We start from the raw sequence: 26,099 nt of genomic DNA, 5'->3' as shown, positions 1-26,099 counted from the left end.
CTGTCGCACCGAAAAAACAACAGTGCGCCAGTACTGCTTGCTGCTTACTTCTTACGACGCAGGCGGGCGATGGCAGCCAGCTGCGCGGCGGCCACGGCGAGTTCGCTCTGAGCGCGTGCAATGTCCAGATCGCTGCTCTGGTTCTGCATCAGCTCTTCGGCGGCACGCTTGGCTTCCTGCGCCTTGGCTTCGTCCAGGTCGGTACCGCGGATGGCGGTATCGGCCAGCACGGTGACATGCTTCGGCTGCACTTCGAGAATGCCGCCGGCAACGAACACGAACTCTTCGCTGCCGTCTTCCTTCTCGATGCGCACGGCGCCCGGCTGGATGCGCGTGATCAGCGGCGTGTGGCCCGGCAGGATGCCCAGCTCACCCGACTCGCCCGGCAGCGCCACGAACTTCGCCTGACCGGAGAAGATCGACGCTTCCGCGCTGACGACGTCTACAAGAATGGTTGCCATATGAATTCCTTTGTCCGTTCGCTTCACTTCTGACGGCAGGCCGCGCGAGGCAGCATGCCGCCACTCCCGCACCGGGGCGCGGGAGCGTCAAAGCGAGGCTTACTGGAGCTTCTTGGCCTTCTCGAAGGCTTCGTCGATCGAGCCGACCATGTAGAACGCCTGCTCGGGCAGGTGATCGCACTCGCCATCCACCAGCATCTTGAAACCACGGATGGTTTCCTTCAGCGGCACGTACTTGCCCGGCGAACCCGTGAACACTTCGGCCACGTGGAACGGCTGCGACAGGAAACGCTGGATCTTACGCGCGCGGTTCACGGCCATCTTGTCTTCCGGCGACAGTTCGTCCATGCCCAGAATCGCGATGATGTCGCGCAGTTCCTTGTAGCGCTGCAGGGTCTGCTGGACCGCGCGCGCGACGTTGTAGTGCTCCTGGCCCACAACCTGCGGGTCCATCTGGCGCGAGGTCGAGTCAAGCGGGTCCACTGCGGGGTAGATACCGAGAGCAGCGATGTCACGCGACAGCACCAGGGTCGAGTCCAGGTGCAGGAAGGTGGTAGCCGGCGACGGGTCGGTCAAGTCATCCGCAGGCACGTACACGGCCTGGATCGACGTAATCGAGCCAGTCTTGGTCGACGTAATGCGCTCCTGCAGCTTGCCCATTTCTTCGGCCAGCGTCGGCTGGTAGCCCACGGCGGAAGGCATACGGCCCAGCAGTGCCGACACTTCGGTACCGGCCAGCGTGTAGCGGTAGATGTTGTCGACGAAGAACAGGATGTCGCGGCCCTCGTCGCGGAACTTCTCGGCCATGGTCAGGCCGGAAAGTGCCACGCGCAGACGGTTGCCCGGCGGCTCGTTCATCTGGCCGAACACCATGGCCACCTTGTCGAGCACGTTGGATTCCTTCATTTCGTGGTAGAAGTCGTTCCCTTCACGGGTACGCTCGCCCACGCCGGCGAACACCGACAGACCGCTGTGCTGCTTGGCGATGTTGTTGATGAGCTCCATCATGTTGACGGTCTTGCCCACGCCGGCACCGCCGAACAGACCCACCTTGCCGCCCTTTGCGAACGGGCAGATCAGGTCGATCACCTTGATGCCGGTTTCCAGCAGGTCAGTCGAAGGCGACAGTTCGTCGAACTTCGGTGCCTTCTGGTGAATCGCGCGGCGCTCGTCCGAAGCGATCGGGCCGGCTTCGTCGATGGGACGACCCAGCACGTCCATGATGCGGCCCAGCGTGCCTTGACCCACCGGCACCGAGATCGGCGCTTCGGTGTTCTTCACGGCCATGCCGCGGCGCAGGCCGTCCGACGAGCCGAGGGCAATGGTACGCACCACGCCGTCACCCAGCTGCTGCTGGACTTCGAACGTCAGGCCCTTTTCGGCAAACGACGTTTCGCCGCTGTCTTCCAGCACCAGCGCGTCGTACACCTTCGGCATTGCGTCGCGCGGGAACTCGATGTCCACCACGGCGCCAATGCACTGCACAATATTTCCGATACTCATTTCGTATCTCCGATAGCTTGAATTCTTGACGCCTCAGACCGCTGCCGCGCCGCTGACGATCTCCGACAGTTCCTTGGTGATCGCTGCCTGCCGGGTCTTGTTGTAGTCCAGCTGCAGTTCGCCGATCACGTTCTTCGCGTTGTCGGATGCTGCCTTCATGGCCACCATGCGCGCCGACTGCTCGGACGCCATGTTCTCGGCCACGGCCTGGTACACCAGCGCCTCGACGTAGCGGACCAACAGCTCTTCCACCACGGTCTGCGCGTCAGGCTCGTAGATGTAGTCCCACGAGTAGGCGCGCTTCTCTTCTTCCGTCTGCGACAGCTTGTCGGCGGCGAGCGGCAGGAGCTGCTCAACCATCGGTTCCTGCTTCATCGTGTTGATGAACTTGGTGTACGCCAGGTACACCGCGTCGACTTCACCATTGGTGAATGCATCGAGCTGGACCTTGACCGCGCCGATCAGCTTTTCCAGGTGCGGGGTATCGCCGAGCTGGACCACATTCGAGGCCACCTTGGCGCCGATGCGGCTCAGGAACTGCAGGCCCTTGCTGCCGATGGCCGTGGCTTGCACATCCACGCCGCGGCCCTGCAGGCTCTTCAGCTCGTTGGTCACCGCACGCAACACGTTCGTGTTCAGACCGCCGCACAGCCCCTTGTCGGTCGTGACCACGATCATGCCGACGCGCTTGACTTCGCGCTCCTGCATGAACGGATGCTTGAACTCGGGGTTGGCCGAAGCCAGGTGCGCCGCGATGTTGCGCACTTTTTCGGCATAGGGACGGGCATTGCGCATCCGTTCCTGCGCCTTGCGCATCTTGGATGCGGCGACCATCTCCATCGCCTTGGTGATCTTGCGCGTGTTTTGCACGCTCTTGATCTTGGTTCGAATTTCTTTCGTTCCGGCCATATCTTCCTCTCCGTCCGAACCACTGCCACGCCTGAAAGCTCAGGCGCGCCAGTGGTGTCGTGGAATCACGCGGTGGTTAGAACGCGGCGGACTTCTTGAAATCCTCGATCGCGGCACGCAGGGCGGGCTCATCTTCCTTCGAGAGCACCTTGGTCTCTTCGATGCGGTTGATGAGATCGGCGTACTTGGTCTTCAGATGGTCGTGCAGGCCCTTCTCGAACGGCAGAATGTCCTTCACTTCCACGTTGTCGAGGAAGCCGTTGTTGGCTGCGAACAGCGAGGCCGACAGCTGCCACACCTGTTGCGGCTGGTATTGCGCCTGCTTGAGCAGTTCGGTCACGCGGCGGCCGCGCTCGAGCTGCTTGCGGGTGGCGTCGTCCAGGTCCGAAGCGAACTGCGCGAACGCAGCCAGTTCACGGTACTGGGCCAGGTCGGTACGGATACCGCCGGCCAGGTTCTTCACCACCTTGGTCTGGGCGGCACCGCCCACGCGCGACACCGAGATACCGGCGTTGATGGCGGGACGGATACCGGCGTTGAACAGGTCGGTTTCCAGGAAGATCTGACCGTCGGTAATCGAGATCACGTTGGTCGGCACGAACGCGGACACGTCGCCGGCCTGCGTTTCGATCACCGGCAGCGCGGTCAGCGAACCGGTCTTGCCCTTGACAGCACCCTTGGTGAACTGCTCGACATAGTGCTCGTTCACACGCGCGGCACGCTCCAGCAGGCGCGAGTGCAGGTAGAACACGTCGCCCGGGTAGGCTTCGCGGCCCGGGGGGCGGCGCAGCAGCAGCGACACCTGGCGGTAGGCCCAGGCTTGCTTGGTCAGGTCGTCATAGACGATCAGCGCGTCTTCGCCGCGGTCGCGGAAGTATTCGCCCATCGTGCAGCCGGCGTAGGCAGCCAGATACTGCATGGCGGCCGAGTCCGAAGCGGCGGCGGCCACGACGACGGTGTATTCCATCGCGCCGTGCTCTTCGAGCTTGCGCACCACGTTGGCGATCGTCGAAGCCTTCTGGCCAATGGCGACGTACACGCAGTACATGCCCTTGCCCTTCTGGTTGATGATCGCGTCGACGGCCACGGCGGTCTTGCCGGTCTGGCGGTCGCCAATGATCAGCTCACGCTGGCCACGGCCGATCGGCACCATCGCGTCGATCGACTTCAGGCCGGTCTGCACCGGCTGGCTCACCGACTGACGCGCGATCACGCCCGGCGCGACCTTTTCGATCACGTCGGTTTCCTTCGCGTTGATCGGGCCCTTGCCGTCGATCGGCTGGCCCAGCGTGTTCACCACGCGGCCCAGCAGTTCCTTGCCGACGGGCACTTCCAGAATGCGGCCGGTGCACTTGACCGTGTCGCCTTCCGAAATGTGTTCGTAGTCGCCCAGCACCACGGCGCCGACCGAGTCGCGCTCGAGGTTCAGCGCGAGGCCGAAGGTGTTGCCCGGGAATTCCAGCATCTCGCCCTGCATCACGCCAGACAGGCCATGCACGCGGCAGATACCATCGGTCACGGAAATCACCGTGCCGGTGTTGCGCACTTCAGCTTCGGCGCCAAGACCCGAGATGCGGGACTTGATCAGCTCGCTGATTTCTGAGGGGTTCAGTTGCATCACAATGCTCCTAATTCTTCAATCCGACGGACGGCCGATCAGACGGCGGTCAGCGCGGTTTGCATGGCAGCCAGGCGCGCACGCACGGAGGTGTCGAGCACTTCGTCGCCGACCTTGACGCTCACGCCGCCGATCAGGGACGGATCCACCGCCACCTTCGCGTGCAGCTTGCGGCCGAACTTGCGTTCGAGTGCAGCGACCAGGTCGTTCAGTGGCTGACCATCCAGCGGGAATGCACTGGTGATCTCGACGTCCGACGAGCCTTCGCGGGCGTTCTTGAGCGCATGGAACTGCTCGGCGACTTCCGGCATCACCGTCAGGCGGTTGTTCTCCACCAGCAGGTTGACGAAGCGGCGAGCCTCGTCATTGACCGGGGACTTCACCAGCGACAGGAACAGTTCGGCCAGCTTCTGGCCGGGAATGTTCGGATCGTCGGCGAGCGCCTTCATGTCGGGGTTGGCGGCAATCAGCCCCATCTCCGACACCAGCTCGGACCATGCACCCAGATTGCCGGCTTCGCTGGCGACGCGGAACAGCGCCTCAGCGTAGGGACGGGCAATGGTTGCGGTTTCGGCCATGATTAGAGCTCAGCTTTGAGTTGATTGAGCAGATCCGTGTGGACCTGCGCGTTCACTTCGCGCTTGAGGATCTGCTCAGCACCCTTGACTGCCAGCACAGCGACCTGGTCGCGCAGATCTTCACGTGCGCGGGTCACTTGCTGCTCTGCCTCGGCCTTGGCCTGGGCAATGATGCGTGCGGCTTCCGCCTGGGCGTTCTGCTTGATCTCGTCGGCCGTCAGCTGGGCGCGCTTCTCGGCGTCAGCGACGCGTTGAGCACCCTCGGTGCGGGCTTCGGCCATAGCCTGGTCCACACGCTTGCTGGCGAGTTCAAGCTCGGCCTTGCCCTTCTCGGCAGCGGCGAGGCCATCGGCGATCTTCCTTGCGCGTTCGTCGAGCGCCTTCACCAGCGGCGGCCAAATGAATTTGGCAACAACCCACCACAGGATGAAGAACACGACCATCTGCGCAAAAAACGTTGCGTTCAGATTCATGGTGTGTTCCTTTCGGTAATCAAACTACAGATAAATGCGCAAGGGCGGCCAGGCTAGTGGCCCGCGCCGCCCGTCAGCATCATGCAGACCGAAAAGAATTACTTGATGACAGCCAGCAGCGGGTTGGCGAAGGCGAACAGCATTGCAACACCCACACCGATCAGGAATGCCGCGTCGATCAGGCCAGCCAGCAGGAACATCTTGGTTTGCAGCGGGTTCATCAGCTCGGGCTGACGTGCGCAGGCTTCGATGTACTTGCCACCCATCAGGGCGATACCCAGGCAGGCGCCGATAGCGCCCAGACCGATGATGATGCCGATACCGATGGCGGTCAGACCCTGGATGTTGGCGAGAAATGCTTGCATGATGACTCCTTTAATTTAGAGAGACTTAGAACCAAAAAACCAAAAAACCAAAAACCTAAAACCTGTGTCGATCAGTGGTGATCGTGAGCCTGGCCGATGTACACCAGCGTCAGCATCATGAAAATGAAGGCCTGCAGCAGCACGATCAGGATGTGGAAGATCGCCCAGACCGTGCCGGCAACGACGTGGCCGACAAAGCCCAGTGCAGACAGGTCGGCGCTGAACGTCCAGATCGAACCCAGCAGCGCGATCAGCAGGAACACGAGTTCGCCGGCATACATGTTGCCGAACAACCGCATGCCGAGCGACACGGCCTTGGCCAGGAACTCAATGATGTTCAGGATCAGGTTGAACGGGGCCAGGTACCACTTGGCGCCGAACGGGGCCGAGAACAGTTCGTGCATGAAGCCGCCCGCGCCCTTGATCTTGAAGCTGTAGTAGATCATCAGCACCAGCACCGAGCACGACATGCCCAGCGTGCCGTTCAGGTCGGCCGTGGCCACTGCGCGGTGGTGCGGAAGATGGATGTGGAAAATACCGAGGAGCTGGTTCAGGCCGGTGACCCAGTCGACCGGAATCAGGTCGATGGCGTTCATCATGGTGATCCAGCAGAACACCATCAGCGCCAGCGGAGCAATCCACGAACGGTCGCCGTGAATGATGCCCTTGGCCTGGTCGTCGACCATCTCGACAATCATCTCGACGAAGGCCTGGAAGCGGCCCGGCACGCCCGCGCTGACGCGGCGCGCGGCAGCGAAGAGGAAGATCACGGCGATGGCGCCGCACAGCACGGACCAGAACACCGTGTCATAGTTGAGCACGGAGAAATCGACCACCGACGCCTGCTTGCCGCCGACCGAGTTCAGGTTCTGCAAGTGTTCGGCGATATAGCCGGAGGGTGTCAGCGCGTGTTCGGCGCCTTGGATAGCTTCTGACATGTCGAAACGAACGGTATATTGCGAAATCGTTGAGCCGGCACCCTCGCATTGGCGGGCAGCCGGTACGCGTCTTGCATTGCCTTCGGCCATCGTGGCCGGTCACCGCCATGCAAGCGGGTCAAACTTTGTTGGCCCACGGTTTCACAAGTGTGAAACCCTGCGCCACGTATCTTGATATTCCGTTTTGGTGCCTCATCTCTCCGGGAAGCACACACTTCGTGCGGCTGGCCTGGCGTTACCGAATTGCCAGGGCCACCACCCAATACGTCTTGAGCGCAAGCAGGAACGTGACGAGCATCGGCACCCAACGCAGATCGCGGTACAGCACCACCACCAGCACGAACAGTGCGACGGTGGCGAACACCTTGATCGCCTCGCCCATCACCAGCCCGCCCACCGACGCCCGATCGCGCGCCATCCACAGGCGGAACGCGAAAAATCCGCTCGGTACGAAACACACTGCGCCACCGAACATCGCGGACCAGCCATACGGCCCTGCCTGCTTGCCGAACAACGCCCAGCACAATGCCGACAGCAGGGTCACAACCACCTGCGCCAGCACGATCTTGCCGGGTGTCATGCGCGAAGGCTGCAACGCGCGTTCGCCAAACAGCGTCACCGCCTCGGCGTGTGACAGTGGATCGACAGCTTCTTCCTCACGTTCTGCGTCAGAATCCCAGTCATCACTGCGGGCGTTTACCTGACGCGAATCGTTGTGCTGCTGACGGTCTCGTACCACTACTGCCTGCCTCATCCGGGCCGGAACTTTTCGGCCCGACCAGAATTCAAACCGCACGATTTTAAGGGGAACTACTGAGTCGCGTCAATGTGCTTACAGTTTGCTTGCAATGGCAAACTGCACAACGGTTGCTATCACGATTGCATGATGGCTTCGTTGAAATTGCGCGACAACGACGCTTGACGTAATTGGATTGCGCAACTCGCGTGACGCATGATGGTGGATTCGCGACTGCCCGGTGCGTTAACCGAACATCGGATTGTTTACTGCTGCGCGAATGCAACAGTGAGCAGGAAAATGGCCGTTTATCGCGCAGCTTTTCAGGCGACTCGTTGCCCTTCGTCCGCATCGCGCAAGCGCGCGAGCACGCCATCGAGGGCTTCGTTATTGCTGAAGTGGATGGTGAGCTGGCCCTTGCCACGCACGCCGAGCTTGATCTGCACCGACAGTCCCAGCGCATCCGACAGTTCTTCTTCGAGCCGCGCGACATCGCGCATGCCGTTGCCGGTCTTATGCTTGAGCGACTTCAGTTCGAACGGCTTGAGCGTGGATGCCACGAGCTTCTCGGTCTCGCGTACCGACAGCCGCTTGTTGATAATCTGGTTGGCCAGCGTGATCTGGTTCGCGCCGTCGACGGCCAGCAGCGCACGCGCGTGCCCCATGTCGAGATCGCCCGCCATCAGCATGGTCTGCACTGGCGCCGCCAGGTTCAGCAAGCGCAGCAGATTGGACACCGCGCTGCGCGAGCGGCCCACCGACTCGGCAGCCTGTTCATGCGTAAAGCGGAACTCGCGGATCAGGCGCATGATGCCCTGCGCTTCTTCCAGCGGATTCAGGTCTTCGCGCTGGATGTTCTCGATCAGCGCCATGGCCGCCGCTGCTTCGTCGGCAACTTCCTTCACGAGCACCGGCACCTTGTCGAGCCCCGCGATGCGCGAGGCACGGAAGCGCCGTTCGCCCGCAATGATCTCGTAGCGGTCGGGCTCTGCCACGCGCCGCACCAGGATCGGCTGCATCAGGCCTTGCGCGCGGATGCTCGCCGCAAGCTCCTGCAGGGCGCCCTCATCCATGCGCGTGCGCGGCTGGTACTTGCCCGGTTGAAGCTGGTCCAGTCGCAGCACGGTGGGCGCGCCCTCCTGCTTGGCGGTCTCGACGATCTCGGCCGGACCTCCCAGCAGGGCTTCCAGGCCGCGGCCCAGACCCTTCTTTTTCACGGTGCTCATGGTCACTGTCCTTGCATGGCGGTGGCAGCTTCCGGCGCCGACAGCTGCCTGACACGGGCGATCATCTCGGCGCCGAAGTCGAGATATGCCTTGGCACCCTTCGACGACGGATCGAAGGCAACGCCCGGCATGCCATAAGACGGCGCCTCGGCCAGGCGCACATTGCGCGGGATCAGGGTCTTGAAGACCTTGTCGCCAAAATGCGATTCGAGCTGCGCCGATACCTGCTGCTGCAGCGTGACGCGCGGATCGAACATGACGCGCAGCAGGCCGATCACTTTCAGTTCACGGTTCAGGTTCGCATGTACCTGCTTGATGGTGTTGACCAGATCGGACAAGCCTTCGAGCGCGAAGTACTCGCACTGCATCGGCACGATCACGCCGTGCGCTGCGCACAGACCGTTCAGCGTCAGCAGCGACAGTGACGGGGGGCAGTCGATCAGCACGAAGTCGTATTCATCGTCGACCTCGGCAATGGCTTGCTTGAGCCGGCGCTCGCGCTGGTCCAGTTCCACGAGTTCGACTTCCGCGCCCGCCAGCTCGCGATTGGCGGGCAGCACATCGTACTTGCCGGTCTCGGAGCGCTGGCGAGCCTGCGCAACCGAGGCCAGCCCGACCAGCACCTGGTACACACTGTGTTCCAGCGACTGCTTGTCGATACCTGAGCCCATCGAGGCATTGCCCTGCGGATCCAGGTCGACCAGCAGCACGCGCTGGTCCTGCGCAGCCAGTCCTGCGGCGAGGTTCACCGTCGTGGTGGTCTTGCCCACCCCGCCCTTCTGGTTCGCGATCACGAATACCTTGGCCATATGCTTCTGAGGCTCCCGATTGAATTCTTTATCCGGCGCGGCCCGTTTTGGCCCGTCCAGCTCGCGGCGCACGCGCCGCCAAAATCATTTGCGCGACAAGAACACCAGGTGACGCTCAGCGTCCAGCCCGGGAACCGTCAGTCGCCTTACCTCTTCCACGTGCCATGCAGCCATCAGGCCGGCCGCTTCCATGCGGTCGAGTTCGGCCTGCGGATAGACGCCCTTCATCGCAATCAGCCTCCCTGCCGGCGCCAGCAGCTGGCCGGAGAGGTTGACGAAGTCCGTCAGCTCGGCGAACGCACGTGACGTAATCACCGCGAACTTATCGGCGTCTTCAAGCTTCTCGACCGGACCCCAGTGTGCCGCCGCATTCGGCAAGCCCAGTTGAGCACGGCACTGTGTCAGGAAGGCGGTCTTCTTCTGCACGATGTCGACCATCAGCACCGAGACATCCGGGCACGAAATCGCCAGCGGCAGGCCTGGCATGCCGCCGCCCGATCCGACGTCAAGCACCCTGCCCCGGGCCCCACCGGCAACCGCCGCCGAGCGCGCCGCCTCCGCCAGTGCCGGAACCGCAGCCAGCGAGTCCAGCAGATGGTGCGTCAGCATTTCATCGGGATGGCGAATCGCGGTGAGGTTATAGACGCCGTTCCACTTGCGCAGCAGCGCGAGGTAGGCGAACAGCTTCTCGATGCGATCCGGCGGCAAGGCCAGCGCGATCTCTGCGAGGCCGGCCTCCAGGCGACGACGCTGGGCCGCGTCGTCGATCACGGTGTGTCGTTGGCCCGCCACTCAGGCAGCCTCTTGAGAGTTGCCGGAACGGGTACGCCCCAGCCCCTTCTTCTTCAGGTGTACCAAGAGCAGCGAGATCGCCGCCGGCGTCACGCCCGAAATGCGCGAGGCTTGCCCCAGCGTCTCGGGCCGATGCTGGTTCAGCTTCTGGCTGACCTCGAAGCCGAGGCCGCGCACTTCGGTGTAGTCCAGCCCTTCCGGCAGGCGCGTCGACTCGTTGGCTTCGAGCTTGTCCACTTCCGCCGCCTGGCGGGTGATATAGCCGTGGTACTTGATGCCAATCTCGATCTGCTCGCGGATCTGGTCCACCAGCAACGGATCCGCGTCGAGCGGGGCTTCCGGTGCATGACGACCGCCCTGCAGCGCCATCAGGCTGTCATAGCGGACCTCCGGGCGGCGCAACAAGTCCGCCAGGCTGTACTCGCGTTCGATCGGCTTGCCCAGCAGCGGCACGGCGTCTTCGGCCGGCAGGAGGGTCGGATTGACCCAGGTGCTCTTCAGGCGCTCTGTTTCACGTGAAACAGCATCGCGCTTGCGGTTGAAAGCATCCCAGCGAACGTCATCGACCACGCCGAGTTCGCGGCCGATCTCGGTCAGGCGCATATCGGCGTTGTCTTCACGCAAGCTCAGGCGGAACTCGGCGCGGCTGGTGAACATGCGGTACGGCTCGGTCACGCCACGCGTGATCAGGTCGTCGACCAGCACGCCCAGGTAAGCCTGGTCACGGCGCGGCGTCCAGGCATCGCGCTCGCGCACGTAGCAGCCAGCGTTGATGCCTGCGAGCAGGCCCTGTGCGGCAGCCTCTTCATAGCCGGTGGTGCCGTTGATCTGGCCGGCAAAGAACAGCCCGCTGATTGCCTTGCTTTCCAGCGACGCCTTGAGCGCACGCGGATCGAAGTAGTCGTATTCGATGGCGTAGCCGGGACGCAGGATGTGCGCGTTCTCCAGGCCACGGATCGAATGCACCAGCTCGAGCTGCACGTCGAAAGGCAGGCTCGTGGAGATGCCGTTCGGGTAGAACTCGTTGGTCGTCAGCCCTTCGGGCTCCAGGAAGATCTGGTGGCTGTCCTTGCTGGCAAAGCGATGGATCTTGTCCTCGATGCTCGGGCAGTAACGCGGCCCTACCCCTTCGATCACGCCCGTGTACATCGGCGAGCGGTCGAGCCCGCCGCGGATGATGTCGTGGGTACGGCTGTTGGTATGGCTGATCCAGCACGGAAGCTGCTGCGGATGCTGTTCAGGACGGCCCAGGAACGAGAACACCGGCACCGGATCCAGATCGCCGGGCTGCTCTTCCATCACCGAAAAGTCGATGGTGCGGCCATCGATACGCGGCGGCGTGCCGGTCTTCAGCCGGCCCTGCGGCAGCTTCAGCTCCTTGAGCCGGGCCGACAGCGACACCGAAGCGGGGTCACCCGCGCGGCCGCCCGTATAGTTGTCCAGGCCTACGTGGATCTTGCCGTCCAGGAACGTACCGGCCGTCAGCACCACCGCGCGGGCGCGAAAAGCGATGCCAACCTGCGTCACGGCGCCGACAACGCGATCCCGTTCCACCAGCAGATCGTCCACGGCCTGCTGGAACAGCATCAGGTTCGGCTGGTTCTCCAGGCGGGTGCGGATGGCCTTGCGGTACAGCACGCGATCGGCCTGGGCACGCGTTGCGCGCACAGCCGGGCCCTTGCTGGAGTTAAGGATACGGAACTGAATCCCCGCCTCGTCCGTGGCGGCAGCCATCGCGCCGCCCATGGCATCCACTTCCTTGACCAGATGCCCCTTGCCAATGCCGCCAATCGACGGATTGCAGCTCATCTGCCCAAGCGTCTCGATGTTATGGGTCAGCAACAGCGTCTGGCAGCCCATCCGGGCAGCAGCCAGGGCGGCCTCCGTGCCGGCGTGACCACCACCGACGACAATGACATCGAACTCTTTTGGGTAAAGCATGGGACACCTCCTCCGGGAGGCTGGCGGGAACAATCGGGATGTCGAATTATAGCGGCAATCGACTGGGGGCTTTTCAGGGCCCGCCATGTTTCACGTGAAACATGACGCTTGCGATACCCGATTGACGCCGAGTGTGTTCCACGTGAAACAAAAAAGGCCGGGCACAAGGCCCGGCCGGATGTTTCACGTGGAACAACCCTAGATTTGCCGCCGCACGTACTCAGCAATTCGCAGCGTCAACAACGTCAGATCCCGTTGTAGGGCAGCAAAACCATCATTGCGCTCACGCGTCTGCTCATCCATATAAAGTGGGCGCCGGATTTCGATCTGCAGGCTGTTGCGTCGCTCTGCCGGACGCCCGATCTGGGCGATCAGTTGCACGCCCTTGTACGGGTCGTTGCGCGCGACGGTATAACCCATCCTACGAAGCTCGGCTTCCACCAGATCGACCAGCCCGGGTTCGCAGGTACTGCCGTCCCGGTCTCCCAGCACGAAATCCGCCAGCGGGTGCGGGCTCTGGATCTTGAGCCGCTCATAGGCGTTGTTCGGCATCGAGTGCAGATTCAGGTGCCAGACTGCGCCGAAGCGGCGGTGGGCACCCTCCACTGCCTCGGCCAGCGCCGCATGATAGGGCCGGTAGTAGTGGTCGATACGGGACCGGACTTCGGCTACTGCGAGCCTGCGGTCGTAGATCGGCGTCGCGGCGTCGATATTTCGCCAGATCAGGCCGTAGCCCAGACGGGTTTTCTCGCCCGGTGCGAGCGGCGTCGGCCAGGGCCCGTCCAACTGCTCCGGATCCATGTCATCCAGCATGCGATTCGGATCGATGTACACACGCGGAAAGGTTGCGGCAAGCAGTGTGCCGCCCACCCGGGGGATCGCCTCCCACAGCGCATCGACGTGGGTGTCCTCGCCAGCGCGCAGGCGCTCGGGTGCGACGGCAGCGCCGAAGTCGGCCGGGTAGACGGTGCCGCTGTGCGGCGAGTCACACACCAGTGGCAGGGCCTCGGCCTCCGGCAAAGCCAGCGTGAACGGCGCGATGACTTTCGATTCCATTGCTTCAGCCATGCTTCAGTCCAATTGGATGTTGGCAGCCTTGGCCACGCGCGCATAACGCGCCATGGTCTGCTGGATCTGTGCCTTGAACTGCTCCGGCGTATTCGGCACCAGCGTGCCGCCCGACTCCTCCACCTTCCGCTTGAACTCGGGGTTCTGCATGGCCTTGTGGATCGCCTGGTTCAGCCGGTTGACGATGGCCGGGGGCGTCCCGGCCGGCGCCACAATGCCGAACCAGCCGCCATCGCCCATCTCCTTGAAGCCCAGCTCCGCATAAGTGGGTACGTTCGGCAGTTGCGGCGAGCGGCTCGGGCCAAGCACGGCCAGCGCGCGCAACCGCCCCGATTTCACGTGGGGCAGCGCGGATGACAGGTTGTCGCTGATCGCATTGACCTGCCCTGCCACGGCATCATTGAGCCCCAGCCCGGCGCCCTTGTATGGCACGTGCAGCAGCTTGATCTTGGCCAGCATCATGAAGTACTCGATATTCACGTGGCCCAGGGAGCCGACACCTGGCGAGGCAATCGTGTACTTGCCCGGGTTGGCCTTGGCCAGGGCAATGAATTCCTGCATGGTCTTGGCCGGTACGCTCGGATGCACCGTAAACACGCTCGGGACCGCCACCACATTGGTTACGGGGGCAAAGTCCTTGATCGGGTCGTACTTCAGCTTGGGAAAGACCGCCGGGTTGGAGCCATGGGTGCTGACCGTGGCCATGCCGATGGTGTAGCCGTCCGGGTCTGCCTTGGCGACCTGCTCCATGCCCACCGAGCCCCCTGCCCCGCCCTTGTTCTCGACCACGATGGGCTGGCCCAGCTCACGTCCGGCGAACTCCGCCACCAGGCGTGCCGACAGGTCCGTCGAGCCGCCTGCCGCGAACGGGACAATCAGGCGAATGGGGCGGCTGGGATAGGGAGCCTGGGCAAGGGCGCTGCCGGCAAAAGCAAGCGTGGCGGCAGCCGCGGCGCCGGACAGCATGAGTTGGCGGCGCGACATCCGGACTCGGGTCATGGGCTTTCTCCTGTTTTATGGTGTGCAATGAGCGCCGAGTGTCGACCGTTTACCCATGCGAGGCAAACGACTATATTGCACCTTCGCATTACCAAAGTTCATCCTCGACCGTCCCCGACCCATGCGGCTGCATTCCCCCTCCATGTCCGAGCTGCATGCTTTCGCCGCCGTCGCACGACTGGGCAGTTTCACCCGTGCGGCCGAAACGCTATGCGTCACGCAAGGGGCCATCAGCCGCGCCATTGCCAGGCTGGAGGAGCACTTCGGTCAGCCGCTGATCCAGCGCAATGCGCATCGCCTGATGCTGACCGGCGCCGGGCAGCAATTGCTGGACGCGGTGGCGGGTCCCCTGGCCGCCATCGAGAATGCCAGTGCGGCACTGCGCGCCGGCGACCGCAGCCACCACCTCACCTTGTCCGTCGTCCCGACGCTCGCCAGCGTCTGGCTGGTGCCCCGGCTGCCCGAGTTCCATCGGCGGCACCCGGAAATCCGGCTCGACTTCGTGCCCTACCGTCGCGATGAGGACTTCTCAGGCGCAGTGCCCGATGCGGCGGTGCTGGCCGGCGAGGCCAGCAAGTGGCCCGGCCTGCAGGTGGACTATGTGGTGGGACATGAAATGGTACCGGTCTGCCATCCCGAACGGGCGCGCCAGCGGCATGCCGCCGGGCGCTGGAAGGAGCCGGCCGAACTGCTCAAAGAACCCCTGCTCTACCACACCACCGCCCCCACCAACTGGCAGAACTGGCTGCGGGCGGCAGGCGTACCCAACGCTGCGCCAACGCTATCAACCGGCTTCGATCAAGTGTCGATCCTGATCCAGGCGGTGCGCGCCGACATGGGCGTGGCCGTGCTGCAGCGCTGCCTGCTGCATGACGAACTGGCCTCCGGACGCGTGGTAGCACCCTTCAATCTTCCAATACGGCTGCAGCGCGGCTACTTTCTTTGCACACCCAGGGAACGGCGCGATCATCCTGCTCTGCGGTACTTCCGAGAATGGCTGTTGGAAACGGCGGCACAGGACTCAGCACGAGCTGTCGGCGATGATCATTCGCCTGAGAGATGATCTTCTCAAATTAATGGTAAGAGGAATTCATTAAATGAATGAAAACTCTGTGCCCATTCAACAACTATTCGCCGCAAAGATTTTTCGTTCGACTAGATAGTCACAAACATCTTTCATCCGAATATTCTTGGATGACGCAGGGGCTTTGATCCGGGTTACATCTACCCGACAAATAAAAAGACCCGCAAACGCGGGCCGAACTATTCATCAATCAACTAATCCTGCGATTCACGCCGCCTTCTTCGCCAGCCCCAGGTAGGTTTCTATCACCTTCGGATTGCTGGCCAGTTCCGCCGCCGGTCCTTCCATCGCCAAATCGCCGGTCTCGATCACATAGCCGTAGTCCGCCACCTGCAGCGCCGCGCGCGCGTTCTGCTCGATCAGCAGCGTCGCCACGCCGGTCTGGCGCAGGTTGCTGATGATGTGGAAGATCTCCTTCACGATCAGCGGCGCCAGCCCGAGGCTCGGCTCATCGAGCATCAGCAGCTGCGGCTTGGCCATCAGCGCACGGCCCACCGCGAGCATCTGGCGCTCGCCGCCCGACAGCGTGCCGGCGTCCTGCCGCGCGCGCTCGCGCAGGCGTGGGAACAGGTCGTAGACCACGTCCATCTGATCCAGGAAATTCTTCTCGCGCGCACGCTTGCGGCGGAAGGCGCCAAGCAGCAGGTTGTCTTCCACCGTCATCGACGCGAACAGCTCGCGCTTCTCCGGCACCAGGCACATGCCGCGCGCCACGCGCCCTTCCACCGGGATGCCGGCCATATCGTGGCCGAGATAGCTGACGGTGCCAGTGGCCGAGCCGGTGACGGGCAGCGCGCCCATGATGGCGTTCAGCATGGTCGACTTGCCTGCGCCATTGGGGCCGATCACGGTCACGATCTTGCCGGCCTCCACCTTCAGGCTCACGCCGTGCAACGCTTCCACCTTGCCGTAGCGGACGTGGAGGTCCTTCACTTCGAGGATCGGGCTCATCTTGCGTTCCTTGTCCACACCGTTACTCCACGCCGCCGAGGTAGGCCTCGAGCACGGCCGGGTTCTTTTGAACCTCCTCGGGCACGCCTTCGGCAATGCGCGTGCCGAACTCCATCACCACGAGGCGGTCGGTCAGGTTCATCACGAAGTCCATGTCGTGCTCCACCAGCAGTACGCTCATGCCTTCCGACCGGAGCTTGCGCAGCAATTCGGCCAGCGCCTGCTTCTCCTTGTAGCGCAGGCCCGCCGCGGGCTCGTCGAGCAGCAGCAGCGCCGGGTCGCAGCACAGTGCGCGCGCGATCTCCAGGATGCGTTGCTGCCCCAGCGCGAGGCTGCCGGCCTCCATGTACATGCAGTCCGCAAGACCCACGCGCTCCAGCTGGCGACGCGCCTCGAACAAGAGCTTGTCCTCCTCGGCGCGGTTCATGCGCAGCATCGCCGCGCAGACACCGCCCTGCGCGCGGAAGTCGCCGCGCAGGTGCGCGCCGATCGCCACGTTCTCAAGCACCGTCATGGTCGGCAGCAGGTGCACGTGCTGGAACGTGCGGCCGATGCCGCGCTTGACGATCTCGCGCGAGGGCAGGCCCGATATCATGTCGCCGCGATAGCGCACCTCGCCGCGCGTCACCGGCAGCACGCCGGTGACCAGGTTGAACGTAGTCGACTTGCCTGCACCGTTCGGGCCGATCAGGCCGACGATCTCGCCGGCCCGCACCTGGAAGCTCACGTCGTTCACCGCCACCAGCCCGCCGAACTGCTTGCGCGCGGCGCGCACGTCGAGGATCAGTTCGCCGGCCTCGGGCTTCTGCCGTACCGGCAGCGCGTCGGCGGCTTGCGGTGCCTGCACCGGCGGCCCCGACGGAAACAAGCGGCGCAGGAACGGCCAGAGGCCATCGCGCGCGTATTGCAACAGCAGCACCAGCAGCACGCCGAACACGATGATCTCGAAGTTCCCGTTGGCACCGAGCAGCTTCGGCAGCAGCCCCTGCAGCGTGTCCTTGAGGATCGTCAGCAGGCCGGCACCCAGCACTGCGCCCCACACGTGGCCCACGCCACCGACCACGGCCATGAACAGGTATTCGATGCCGTAGTTAAGGCCGAACGGCGTCGGGTTCACCGCGCGCTGCAGGTGCGCATAGAGAAAGCCCGAGATGCACGCCAGCACCGCCGCCACCACGAACACCACGACCTTCATCCACGCGGTGTTCACGCCCATCGCCTCGGCCATCACGCCGCCGCCCTTGAGCGCGCGCATGGCGCGGCCCGGACGCGAGTTGAGCAGGTTCTGCACGGCCAGCACGACGAGCAGCACCACGGCCCAGATCAGGTAGAACATCGAACGGCCCGACTGCAGCTCGACGCCGAACAACGACAGCACCGGAATGCCATTGAGCCCGTCGTACTTGCCCAGGAACTCCAGGTTGCCGAACAGGAAGAACAGCGAAAGGCCCCACGCAATGGTGGCAAGCGGCAGATAGTGGCCGGACATGCGCATCGTGATCAGCCCGATCACATACGCGCAGGCCATGGTGATCACCAGTCCCACCAGCAGGCCGAACCACGGCGACAGCCCGAACTGCGTGGTCAGGTACGCGGTGCTGTAGGCACCGAGCCCGACGAACGCCGCCTGCCCGAACGACGTCATGCCGCCCACGCCCGTCAGCAGCACAAGCCCGATCGCCACGATGCTGTACAGGCCGATGTAGTTGCCCAGCGTGATCCAGAACTCCGGCGTAGGCAGCACCGGCAGCAACGCCAGCACCGCGATGAACAGCACTGTCAGCACGCGGTTGCGCTGCAGCCCGGCGCGGCCGCCGGCGCGTTCGCCGCCCACGGCGGCTTGCTTGTCAGTCAGCATCGTCATGGCTTACTCCTCTTCCTCGACGTGCTTGCCCGTGAGCGAGCGCCACAGCAACACCGGAATGATCAGCGTAAAGACAATGACCTCCTTGAACGCGCTGGCCCAGAAGGACGAATACGATTCCAGCAGCCCCACCAGCAGCGCACCCAGTGCTGCGATCGGGTAGCTCACCAGCCCGCCGACGATCGCGCCGACAAAGCCCTTCAGGCCCACCAGGAAGCCCGACTCGTAGTACACGGTCGTCAGCGGCGCGATCAGGATGCCGCACAGCGCGCCCATGGCCGCGGCCAGCGTGAACGACAGCCGCCCCGCCTGCGTGGTGCCGATGCCGACCAGGCGCGCGCCCAGCCGGTTCACCGCCGTCGCGCGCAGCGCCTTGCCTTGCAGCGTGCGCTCGAAATAGAAATACAGCGCGCCGATCAGCAGCGCCGACATCCCCACGACCCACAGGCTCTGCCCCGAGATGCTGAGGCTGCCCACTTCGAAGCGCGCATCGGAGAATGCCTCGGTGCGCGAGCCTTCGGCGCCGAACATCACCAGCCCCAGCCCCACCAGCGCGAAATGCACGCCGACCGAGACGATCAGCAGCACCAGCGTGCTCGCTTCGGCCAGCGGCTGGTAGGCAAGGCGGTACAGCATCGGCCCGAGCGGAATGATGACCAGCAGCGTCAGCGCGATCTGCGCCAACATCGGCAACGGCTGCGCGCCGTACTGCTGGACCAGCCCGTGCACCACCAGCGGAAACACCAGGTACTTGCCGGCCAGCACGCCGAGCCTGCGCCCGAGCGTACGGCGCAGTTCCGCGCTGCGCAGCATGGTCACGGTCTCATACAGGAAGGTCAGCACGCCCATGACCAGCAGCAGCCAGCTCGTCTGCGGCGCATGCCCACTCTGCATGGCCGCCAGCGTGAGCGCGCCATAGGCAACGAACTCCCCTTGCGGGATGAAGATGACGCGGGTCACCGAAAACACCAGCACCAGTGCCAGCGCCAGCAGCGCGTAGATCGCGCCTGAGGTGATCCCGTCCTGCGCCAGGATGGCGGCAATCGAAAGGTCCATTGTCTCCCCGTGTTGTGAAATGATCTGCCTGCAAGCCAAGGGGCGGACAGGGCGCGAGTATGCGCTGGGTGCGCTGGGATTACGGAATGGTAAACGGGTTGCCTATTGCAGAAATACAGGGCAACCCTAATGCACTGATGCGCACGAAAAAAGAAAGCGCATGGGTTTCACCATGCGCCTTCCCTTGCTACACGTCCAGCCACTGCAAGCCGCTTACTTGGTCAGCAGCTTCCACTTGCCGTCGACGATCTGCACCATCACGCGCGAGCGCTGGTCGAAGCCGAGGTGGTCGGTCGGGCTCATGTTCATGATGCCGTGCGATACCGGCAGGTTCTTGGTCTGCTCCATGGCGTCACGCAGTGCCTTGCGGAACTCCCTGGTGCCCGGCTGGCCCTTTTTCAGCGCCTCGGGAATCGCGTGCTGCAGGATCAGGCCCGCGTCCCACGCATGGCCGCCGAAGGTCGACACCTGGCCGCCAAAGGCCTTCTCGTAGGCGGTCTTGTAAGTCATGGCCGGCTTCTTGACGGGGTTGCCGTCTGGCAGCTGCTCGGCCACCAGCAGCGGGCCCGCCGGCAGCAAGGTGCCTTCGCAGTCCTTGCCGCACACGCGCAGGAAGTCGGGGTTGGCCACGCCATGGGTCTGGTAGATCTTGCCCTTGTAGCCGCGCTCCTTGAGCGCCTTGGCCGGCAGCGCCGCGGGCGTACCCGAGCCTGCGATCAGCACGGCGTCGGCATTGCTGCCCATCATCTTCAGGACCTGGCCGGTCACCGAGGTATCGGTGCGCGCGAAGCGCTCATTGGCGACGACCTTGATCTTGCGCATGTCCGCCACCTTGGCGAATTCCTGCGCCCAGCTGTCGCCGTAGGCATCCGCGAAGCCGATGAACGCCACCGTCTTCACGTTGTTGTTGGTCATGTGCTCGGCAATTGCCGTGGCCATGTGCGAATCGTTCTGCGGCGTCTTGAAGACCCAGGCGCGCTTGGCGTCCATGGGCTCGATGATGCGGGCCGAGGCGGCCATGGTGATCATCGGCGTCTCGTTCTCGGCCACGATGTCGACCATGGCCAGCGAGTTCGGTGTCACGGTGGAACCCACCACCACGTCGACCTTGTCCTCGCTGATCAGCTTGCGCGTGTTCTTGACGGCCGTGGTGGTGTCGGAGGCGTCATCCAGGACGATGTACTCGACCTTCTTGCCCGCGATCTCCTTGGGCATCAGCGTGAAGGTGTTCTTCTCCGGGATGCCCAGCGATGCCGCCGGACCCGTAGCCGACACCGTGACCCCTACCTTGACCTGTGCGCTGGCAGTGCCGGCAACAAGGGCGGCAGCAGCGATGGCCAGCAGGCTGGCGCGCTTGAAGTTCATCTTGTCTCCTTCGGTTCCTGCAAACGGAAAGGCATCCGTACGGCCCCGGCCGTCGGATGCCTCTATTTGTTTTTGCGACCCCTCGGGTCAGCGCAGGCACATCGCTGGCACCTGCGTACTGCCAGGAAGGAGATGATTCCTCCCGTCTTTCCCGTCCGCACCACTCCCCGGAAATGCCGCGGGCCATTTCCCGACCGCTCGGTCGGGAATGTGAATCGAGTCTAACACAGCGATTTAGCGCCACCAGCCGGATTAACCCGCATCGCGGCACGGCATGGCATGGCATGGCATGGCATGGCATGGCGCGGCAAACTCAGCGCACGAAGGCGTCCCACGCCGTCTTCAGGATCAGCGCGCTGACCACCACGATGAACACCTTGCGCACGAAGCCGCTGCCGTGGCGAAGCGCCAGCCGGCTGCCTACCTGGCTGCCGGCCACGTTGGCCACGGCCATGACCGCGCCGAGCTGCCACCAGATATGGCCCTTGCTGGCCAGCAGCAGCAGCGCCGCGAGGTTGGTGGCCATGTTCACCACCTTGGTTGAAGCCGAGGCGTGCAGGAAGTCATAGCCGAACACGCGCACGAACACGATCATCAGGAAGCTGCCGGTGCCGGGCCCGAACACTCCGTCGTAGAAACCGATCGCCGCGCCCGCGAGCAACGCCGCCGCGCGCTCGCGCGCGCCGCTGAGCGATGGCGCGTGCTCGGTGCCCAGGTCCTTCTTGGCCACGGTATAGACCAGCAGCGTCACCAGCACGAACGGCAGCGCCTTGCGCAGCGGCTCGGCCGGAATCATGGTCAGCGCCCAGGCACCGGCCATCGAGAACACGAATGCCGCTATCACGGCTGGCGCCGTCGCCGCCCAGTAGATGCGCACGCTGCGCCCGTAGCGGATCGCCGCATTGGCCGTACCGGCGACCGAGGCTATCTTGTTGGTGCCGAGCAGCGTGGCCGGCGGCATGCCGGGAAAGGCCGAAAACAGCGCGGGGATCTGGACCAGGCCGCCGCCGCCGGCCACCGCGTCGATCAGGCCGGCGAGAAAGGCGGCTACCGCCAGGAATGCGAACTCCATGATTGCAGGAAGAGAAGAGGAAGAAGGACGAAAGGAAGGGGGAAGCTGCGCGGCGCGCCGGGCACTTAGCCCAGCGTCTTGGGTGCCGGCACCAGGACGCGATGCCAGAGCCCGCTGGCGTGCCGGGCGAATCCTGCCGGCGGCGTCTCGCTGGCCAGGCCAGGGGCCAGCAGGACATGGCGGATGCCGTGGGCCCGGCACCAGTCGGCCAGCGTCGCCAGGCAGGCATCGAGGCCGCCCGGGCCCGCTGCTGCTGCGTTGGGCGACCACCACTCCATAGCGCACGCGACGCGCCCCCCGAGCTCAAGACTCGGGACCAGCGCCACCGGCAGGCAGGCGACGATTTCGCCACCTTCACGGGTCGCCAGCAGGCATGCCCCCTGTCCCGTCTGTGCCAGCAGTCCCTCCAGCACCAGCGTACGTGCGCGCGCCGCAGGCACCGACAACGGCACGGCAGCCTGCAGCCAGGCGTCGAGTACGCGTGCGTCGGCGCTTACGCCAAGGCGTACCTGGTGCTGCGGGAACAATTCGGAATATTGGGGGGAAGCGGGATCGGACGGCATGGCGTGCTGGAAAGCAAGCCCGCATTGTCTCATGTGCCTCAAGCGCGGTGATGCCATTGCGGCATCGCCGCCCTGAATTGGTGCAGGTGATGCAATCATCACCCGTGAATGAAAAAAGCGTTGCCGAGGATCACCCGGCAACGCCCTTTATTTATAACGCTGCTACCCGACACCGGGTGCGCGCCTGTCGTCTCCTCGCTTCCGCCTCCATCTAACCTGCGAAAACCGTGTGTGAAATGTAACGAAGCGGTGCAGATGGGACAAGCTAGAAGAAACCCTAGCCCCAATATCGGGCATGTCGACCCGTGATCACTCCTGCTTGCGGCTGAAGAGCGCGTTCAGTTCGCCCATGATGCCGCGGCGGAAGGTCAGCACGCAGATCACGAAGATCGCGCCGATCACCATGGTCACCGACTCGCCCAGCGAGTTGAACCACTGGATGCCCGTGGCCGAGGCCAGGAACGAGCCGATGTCGCCAAGCTTGTTCTCCAGCGCCACCACCACGAAGGCGCCGACAATCGGGCCCGACAAGGTGCCCAGACCGCCCACCAGCGTCATCAGGATCACCGAGCCCGACATCGACCAGTGCACGTCGGTCAGCGTCTCGAAACCGAGCACCAGCGCCTTGATCGAACCCGCCAGCCCGGACAGCGCCGCCGACAGCACGAAGGCGGTCAGCTTGAAGCGGTCGACATCATAGCCAAGCGAGATCGCGCGCGGCTCGTTCTCCTTGATCGCCTTCAGGATCTGCCCGAACGGCGAATGCACGGTGCGCACGATCAGCGCAAAGGCGGCCACGATGATCGCCAGCGCCACGTAGTACAGCGTCAGGTCGTCCGACAGCGACAGCACGCCGAACAGCTTGCCGCGCGGGATGCCCTGCAGGCCGTCCTCGCCGCCCGTGAACGGCGCCTGCAGGCAGATGAAGAACAGCATCTGCGCCAGCGCCAGCGTGATCATCGAGAAGTAGATGCCCTGGCGGCGGATGGCCAGCGAGCCGACCACGTAGCCGATCAGTGCGCCCCCTGCGGTGCCCAGGATCAGCCCGATCTCCGGCGTCACGCCCCACACCTTCATGGCTTCGCCCGAGATATAGCCTGCGCCGCCGAAGAAGGCCGCATGGCCGAACGACAGCAGCCCCGTATAGCCGATCAGCAGGTTGAACGCGCACGCGAACAGCGCAAAGCACAGCACCTTGAGCACGAACACCGGGTAGGCGCCAGCCATCGGCGCCACGATCAGCGCCAGCAGCAACAATCCGTACAAGAGTTTCTTCTGCACGCCGTGGCCCTCTTTCGCCTGTGCGCCCTTGATCGTCACGGTGGATTCCGCACGCATCACTTCTCCCTCCCGAACAGTCCGGCCGGACGCAGCAGCAGCACGATCACCATGATGAAGAACACCACGGTCGACGATGCCTCAGGATAGAACACCTTGGTCAGCCCTTCGATCACGCCCAGCCCCAGGCCGGTAAGGATCGACCCCATGATCGAGCCCATGCCGCCGATCACCACCACCGCGAACACGATGATGATCAGGTTCTGTCCCATCAGCGGCGAGATCTGGATCACCGGCGCCGCCAGCACGCCCGCGAACGCGGCCAGCGCCACGCCGAAGCCGTAGGTCAGCGTCACCATCAGCGGCACGTTGACGCCGAAGGCCTCCACCATCTTCGGGTTCTCGGTGCCGGCGCGCAGGTAGGCGCCAAGCTTGGTCTTCTCGATCACGTACCAGGTGGCGAAGCACACCGCCAGCGAAGCCACCACTACCCAGGCCCGGTAGTTGGGCAGGATCATGAAGCCGAGGTCCGTAGCGCCCTGAAGCGCATCGGGTGTCTGGTATGGCAAGCCCGACACGCCGTAGATCGAACGGAAGATGCCTTCGATCACCAGCGTGATGCCCAGCGTCAGCAGCAGGCCGTAGATATGGTCCAGCTTGTAGATCCAGCGCAGCATGGTCTTCTCGATGACCACGCCCAGCACCGCGACCACCAGCGGGGACAGGGCCAGCATGACCCAGTAGTTGAGCCCGGCGTACTCCATGCCCATCCAGGCCAGCACCGCGCCGAGCATGAACAGCGCGCCGTGCGCGAAATTGATGACATTGAGCAGGCCGAAGATCACCGCCAGGCCCAGGCTCAGCATCGCATAGAAGGCGCCATTGACGAGGCCCAGCAGGAGCTGGGACAGCATGGCGGGAAGGGGGATTCCGAAGATGTCCATAGGCATCCGTTGCTGTTTGTATCTCCCCTCTCCCGCAGGCGGGAGAGAGGAGCAAACCGTCGCAGCGCTGCTGACGGTTACTTCTTAAACATCGCGCACTTCGACTCGGCCACCGTGGTGAAGACCTGGTCGCCCGGAATCGTCGCGACGATCTTCATGTAGTCCCACGGCTTCTTGGACTCGGCCGGGGCCTTCACCTGCATCAGGTACATGTCGTGAATGCCGCGGCCATCCTGGCGGATATAGCCCTTGGTGTAGAAGTCGTTGATCTTGGTCTTCTTCAGTTCGGCCATGACCTTGTCCGGATCATCCGTCTTGACCGCGGCCACGGCCTTCAGGTAGGTGCTGACGGCCGAGTAGTCGGCGGCCTGCAGGCTGCTCGGCATCTTCTTCATCTTGCTGAAGTACCGGTTGGCGAACTTGCGGGTGTCGTCGTTCATGTCCCAGTACCAGCTGTCGGTCATCAGCAGGCCTTCGGTGTTCTTCAGCCCCAGGCTGTGGACGTCGTTGATGAACATCAGCAGGCCGGCGATCTTCATCGTCTTGGTGATGCCGAACTCCTTGGCCGCCTTGATCGCGTTGATGGTGTCGCCACCGGCGTTGGCCAGGCCAAGGATCTGCGCCTTGGACGACTGCGCCTGCAGCAGGAACGACGAGAAGTCCGACGCCGACAGCGGATGGCGCACCGAACCTACCACCGTACCGCCATTGGCCTTCACCACCGCCGCGGCGTCGCTCTCCAGCGAGTGGCCGAAGGCATAGTCAGCAGTCAGGAAGAACCACGACTTGCCGCCCTGCTTCACCACCGGGATGGCGGTGCCCTTGGCCAGCGCCACGGTGTCGTAGGCGTAGTGCACCGTGTACGGCGAGCACTCTTCGTTGGTCAGGCGCGCCGAGCCGGCGCCGACGTTGATGTAGACGCGCTTTTTATCCAGGGCCACCTTGCTCATGGCCAGCCCGGCACCGGAGTTGGTACCGCCGATCAGCACGTCCAGGCCCTGCTGGTCCATCCATTCGCGTGCCTTGGACGCGGCAATGTCGGCCTTGTTCTGGTGGTCGGCAGTGACCAGTTCGATGGGCTTGCCCAGCACCTTGCCGCCCGCATCCTCGATGGCCATCTTGATGGCCTCGGCGCCGCCCTGCCCGTCGATATCGGCATACAGGCCCGACAGGTCGGTGATGTAGCCGATCTTGACGGTATCGCCCGATACCTGCGCGGCGGCGTTGAACGAAACAGCACCCATGGCAATGGCCGCCATCGCGGCCGCGAGCCGAGTCTTCTTCATAGCGAGTCTCCTGTGTTGTAGCGCCAAGCGCGCCACCCGTTCCTGCCAAACAACCGATCTGGCGCTCCGTGCAAGCGGACGCGCGGATCAGACCCCAAGCAATTCATGCAGCACCGGCATCTTCGCCTCCAGCTCGCTCGCCGCGAAGCGCTCGACAATGCTGCCGTGCTCCATCACATAGAAGCGGTCGGCCAGCGGCGCGGCGAAGCGGAAGTTCTGC

General features: G+C 63.8%; 25 protein-coding genes and 1 pseudogene. 1 reads left to right on the top strand and 25 read right to left on the bottom strand.

Annotated elements, in window-relative coordinates; all coding sequences use genetic code 11:
* Nucleotides 1-44: 44 nt before the first annotated feature.
* From AC3FNH_RS12050 to AC3FNH_RS11980, 15 genes are all read right to left on the bottom strand, one after another.
* Entirely contained in the window at nt 45-461 is a 417-nt protein-coding gene (locus AC3FNH_RS12050; RefSeq protein ID WP_224080200.1) for a F0F1 ATP synthase subunit epsilon, read from the bottom strand.
* A 99-nt stretch (nt 462-560) separates the two neighbouring features.
* A complete protein-coding gene (gene atpD, locus AC3FNH_RS12045; protein WP_488720206.1) occupies nt 561-1,964 on the bottom strand; it encodes a F0F1 ATP synthase subunit beta in 1,404 nt (467 codons plus the stop codon).
* A gap of 33 nt (nt 1,965-1,997) precedes the next feature.
* Nucleotides 1,998-2,873: a F0F1 ATP synthase subunit gamma gene (atpG, locus tag AC3FNH_RS12040; RefSeq protein ID WP_276098922.1), complete on the bottom strand. Its 876-nt coding sequence runs from the start codon at nt 2,871-2,873 to the stop codon at nt 1,998-2,000.
* A 76-nt stretch (nt 2,874-2,949) separates the two neighbouring features.
* On the bottom strand, nt 2,950-4,491 hold the full coding sequence (gene atpA / locus AC3FNH_RS12035) for a F0F1 ATP synthase subunit alpha (RefSeq protein ID WP_276098923.1): 1,542 nt from the start codon (nt 4,489-4,491) through the stop codon (nt 2,950-2,952).
* Between the two features lie 38 nt (nt 4,492-4,529).
* Nucleotides 4,530-5,069, bottom strand: coding sequence for a F0F1 ATP synthase subunit delta (locus tag AC3FNH_RS12030; protein WP_276098924.1), 540 nt, complete (start codon nt 5,067-5,069; stop codon nt 4,530-4,532).
* Between the two features lie 2 nt (nt 5,070-5,071).
* Nucleotides 5,072-5,542 carry a F0F1 ATP synthase subunit B gene (locus tag AC3FNH_RS12025; protein WP_488720205.1) on the bottom strand — a complete coding sequence of 157 codons (471 nt, stop codon included), beginning with the start codon at nt 5,540-5,542 and terminating at the stop codon, nt 5,072-5,074.
* Nucleotides 5,543-5,640: 98 nt separating this feature from the next.
* Nucleotides 5,641-5,907 (bottom strand): F0F1 ATP synthase subunit C, encoded by a 267-nt coding sequence (gene atpE / locus AC3FNH_RS12020; protein WP_013958389.1) that lies wholly within the window; start codon nt 5,905-5,907, stop codon nt 5,641-5,643.
* A 71-nt stretch (nt 5,908-5,978) separates the two neighbouring features.
* Nucleotides 5,979-6,845 (bottom strand): F0F1 ATP synthase subunit A, encoded by an 867-nt coding sequence (gene atpB, locus AC3FNH_RS12015; RefSeq protein ID WP_276098926.1) that lies wholly within the window; start codon nt 6,843-6,845, stop codon nt 5,979-5,981.
* 235 nt (nt 6,846-7,080) lie between these two features.
* The gene (locus AC3FNH_RS12010) at nt 7,081-7,599 is read right to left on the bottom strand and encodes an ATP synthase subunit I (RefSeq protein WP_488720204.1); all 519 of its coding nucleotides are present in this window, start codon (nt 7,597-7,599) and stop codon (nt 7,081-7,083) included.
* Between the two features lie 305 nt (nt 7,600-7,904).
* Nucleotides 7,905-8,807 carry a ParB/RepB/Spo0J family partition protein gene (locus tag AC3FNH_RS12005; RefSeq protein WP_488720203.1) on the bottom strand — a complete coding sequence of 301 codons (903 nt, stop codon included), beginning with the start codon at nt 8,805-8,807 and terminating at the stop codon, nt 7,905-7,907.
* Between the two features lie 2 nt (nt 8,808-8,809).
* On the bottom strand, nt 8,810-9,616 hold the full coding sequence (locus tag AC3FNH_RS12000; RefSeq protein ID WP_276098928.1) for a ParA family protein: 807 nt from the start codon (nt 9,614-9,616) through the stop codon (nt 8,810-8,812).
* Between the two features lie 84 nt (nt 9,617-9,700).
* Complete coding sequence (gene rsmG / locus AC3FNH_RS11995) at nt 9,701-10,387, bottom strand: 16S rRNA (guanine(527)-N(7))-methyltransferase RsmG (protein WP_488720202.1); 687 nt, start codon at nt 10,385-10,387, stop codon at nt 9,701-9,703.
* Nucleotides 10,388-10,408: 21 nt separating this feature from the next.
* On the bottom strand, nt 10,409-12,349 hold the full coding sequence (gene mnmG / locus AC3FNH_RS11990) for a tRNA uridine-5-carboxymethylaminomethyl(34) synthesis enzyme MnmG (RefSeq protein WP_488720201.1): 1,941 nt from the start codon (nt 12,347-12,349) through the stop codon (nt 10,409-10,411).
* Between the two features lie 198 nt (nt 12,350-12,547).
* Complete coding sequence (locus AC3FNH_RS11985) at nt 12,548-13,417, bottom strand: N-formylglutamate amidohydrolase (RefSeq protein ID WP_488720200.1); 870 nt, start codon at nt 13,415-13,417, stop codon at nt 12,548-12,550.
* A gap of 3 nt (nt 13,418-13,420) precedes the next feature.
* A complete protein-coding gene (locus AC3FNH_RS11980; protein WP_276098932.1) occupies nt 13,421-14,416 on the bottom strand; it encodes a Bug family tripartite tricarboxylate transporter substrate binding protein in 996 nt (331 codons plus the stop codon).
* A gap of 121 nt (nt 14,417-14,537) precedes the next feature.
* Here AC3FNH_RS11980 and AC3FNH_RS11975 point away from each other — a divergent pair, with 121 nt between their 5' ends.
* Entirely contained in the window at nt 14,538-15,479 is a 942-nt protein-coding gene (locus AC3FNH_RS11975; protein ID WP_488720199.1) for a LysR substrate-binding domain-containing protein, read from the top strand.
* A 228-nt stretch (nt 15,480-15,707) separates the two neighbouring features.
* On the opposite strand, the gene AC3FNH_RS11970 is transcribed toward AC3FNH_RS11975, so the two are convergent.
* From AC3FNH_RS11970 to AC3FNH_RS11925, 10 genes and pseudogenes are all read right to left on the bottom strand, one after another.
* The gene (locus AC3FNH_RS11970; RefSeq protein WP_488720198.1) at nt 15,708-16,451 is read right to left on the bottom strand and encodes an ABC transporter ATP-binding protein; all 744 of its coding nucleotides are present in this window, start codon (nt 16,449-16,451) and stop codon (nt 15,708-15,710) included.
* 22 nt (nt 16,452-16,473) lie between these two features.
* A complete protein-coding gene (locus AC3FNH_RS11965) occupies nt 16,474-18,315 on the bottom strand; it encodes a branched-chain amino acid ABC transporter ATP-binding protein/permease (protein ID WP_488720197.1) in 1,842 nt (613 codons plus the stop codon).
* Nucleotides 18,316-18,318: 3 nt separating this feature from the next.
* Complete coding sequence (locus AC3FNH_RS11960; RefSeq protein ID WP_488720196.1) at nt 18,319-19,371, bottom strand: branched-chain amino acid ABC transporter permease; 1,053 nt, start codon at nt 19,369-19,371, stop codon at nt 18,319-18,321.
* Between the two features lie 213 nt (nt 19,372-19,584).
* Complete coding sequence (locus AC3FNH_RS11955) at nt 19,585-20,736, bottom strand: ABC transporter substrate-binding protein (protein ID WP_488720195.1); 1,152 nt, start codon at nt 20,734-20,736, stop codon at nt 19,585-19,587.
* Between the two features lie 313 nt (nt 20,737-21,049).
* Nucleotides 21,050-21,808, bottom strand: coding sequence for a sulfite exporter TauE/SafE family protein (locus AC3FNH_RS11950; RefSeq protein ID WP_276098938.1), 759 nt, complete (start codon nt 21,806-21,808; stop codon nt 21,050-21,052).
* Nucleotides 21,809-21,873: 65 nt separating this feature from the next.
* A complete protein-coding gene (locus AC3FNH_RS11945) occupies nt 21,874-22,371 on the bottom strand; it encodes a hypothetical protein (protein WP_488720194.1) in 498 nt (165 codons plus the stop codon).
* Between the two features lie 309 nt (nt 22,372-22,680).
* The gene (locus tag AC3FNH_RS11940) at nt 22,681-23,709 is read right to left on the bottom strand and encodes a branched-chain amino acid ABC transporter permease (protein WP_276098940.1); all 1,029 of its coding nucleotides are present in this window, start codon (nt 23,707-23,709) and stop codon (nt 22,681-22,683) included.
* Complete coding sequence (locus AC3FNH_RS11935; protein ID WP_211946071.1) at nt 23,709-24,593, bottom strand: branched-chain amino acid ABC transporter permease; 885 nt, start codon at nt 24,591-24,593, stop codon at nt 23,709-23,711. Before AC3FNH_RS11935 ends, AC3FNH_RS11940 begins: the two co-directional genes overlap by 1 nt.
* A gap of 77 nt (nt 24,594-24,670) precedes the next feature.
* Nucleotides 24,671-25,879, bottom strand: a complete 1,209-nt coding sequence (locus AC3FNH_RS11930) for an ABC transporter substrate-binding protein (RefSeq protein WP_276098941.1) — start codon at nt 25,877-25,879, stop codon at nt 24,671-24,673.
* A gap of 87 nt (nt 25,880-25,966) precedes the next feature.
* Nucleotides 25,967-26,099, bottom strand: a pseudogene (locus AC3FNH_RS11925) (ABC transporter ATP-binding protein); the annotation flags it as partial.

The organism is Cupriavidus sp. 22TCCZM01-5 (assembly GCF_057798915.1).
Note: the sequence above shows the minus strand (reverse complement) of the source record. Positions and strands in the feature narration are given on the sequence as shown.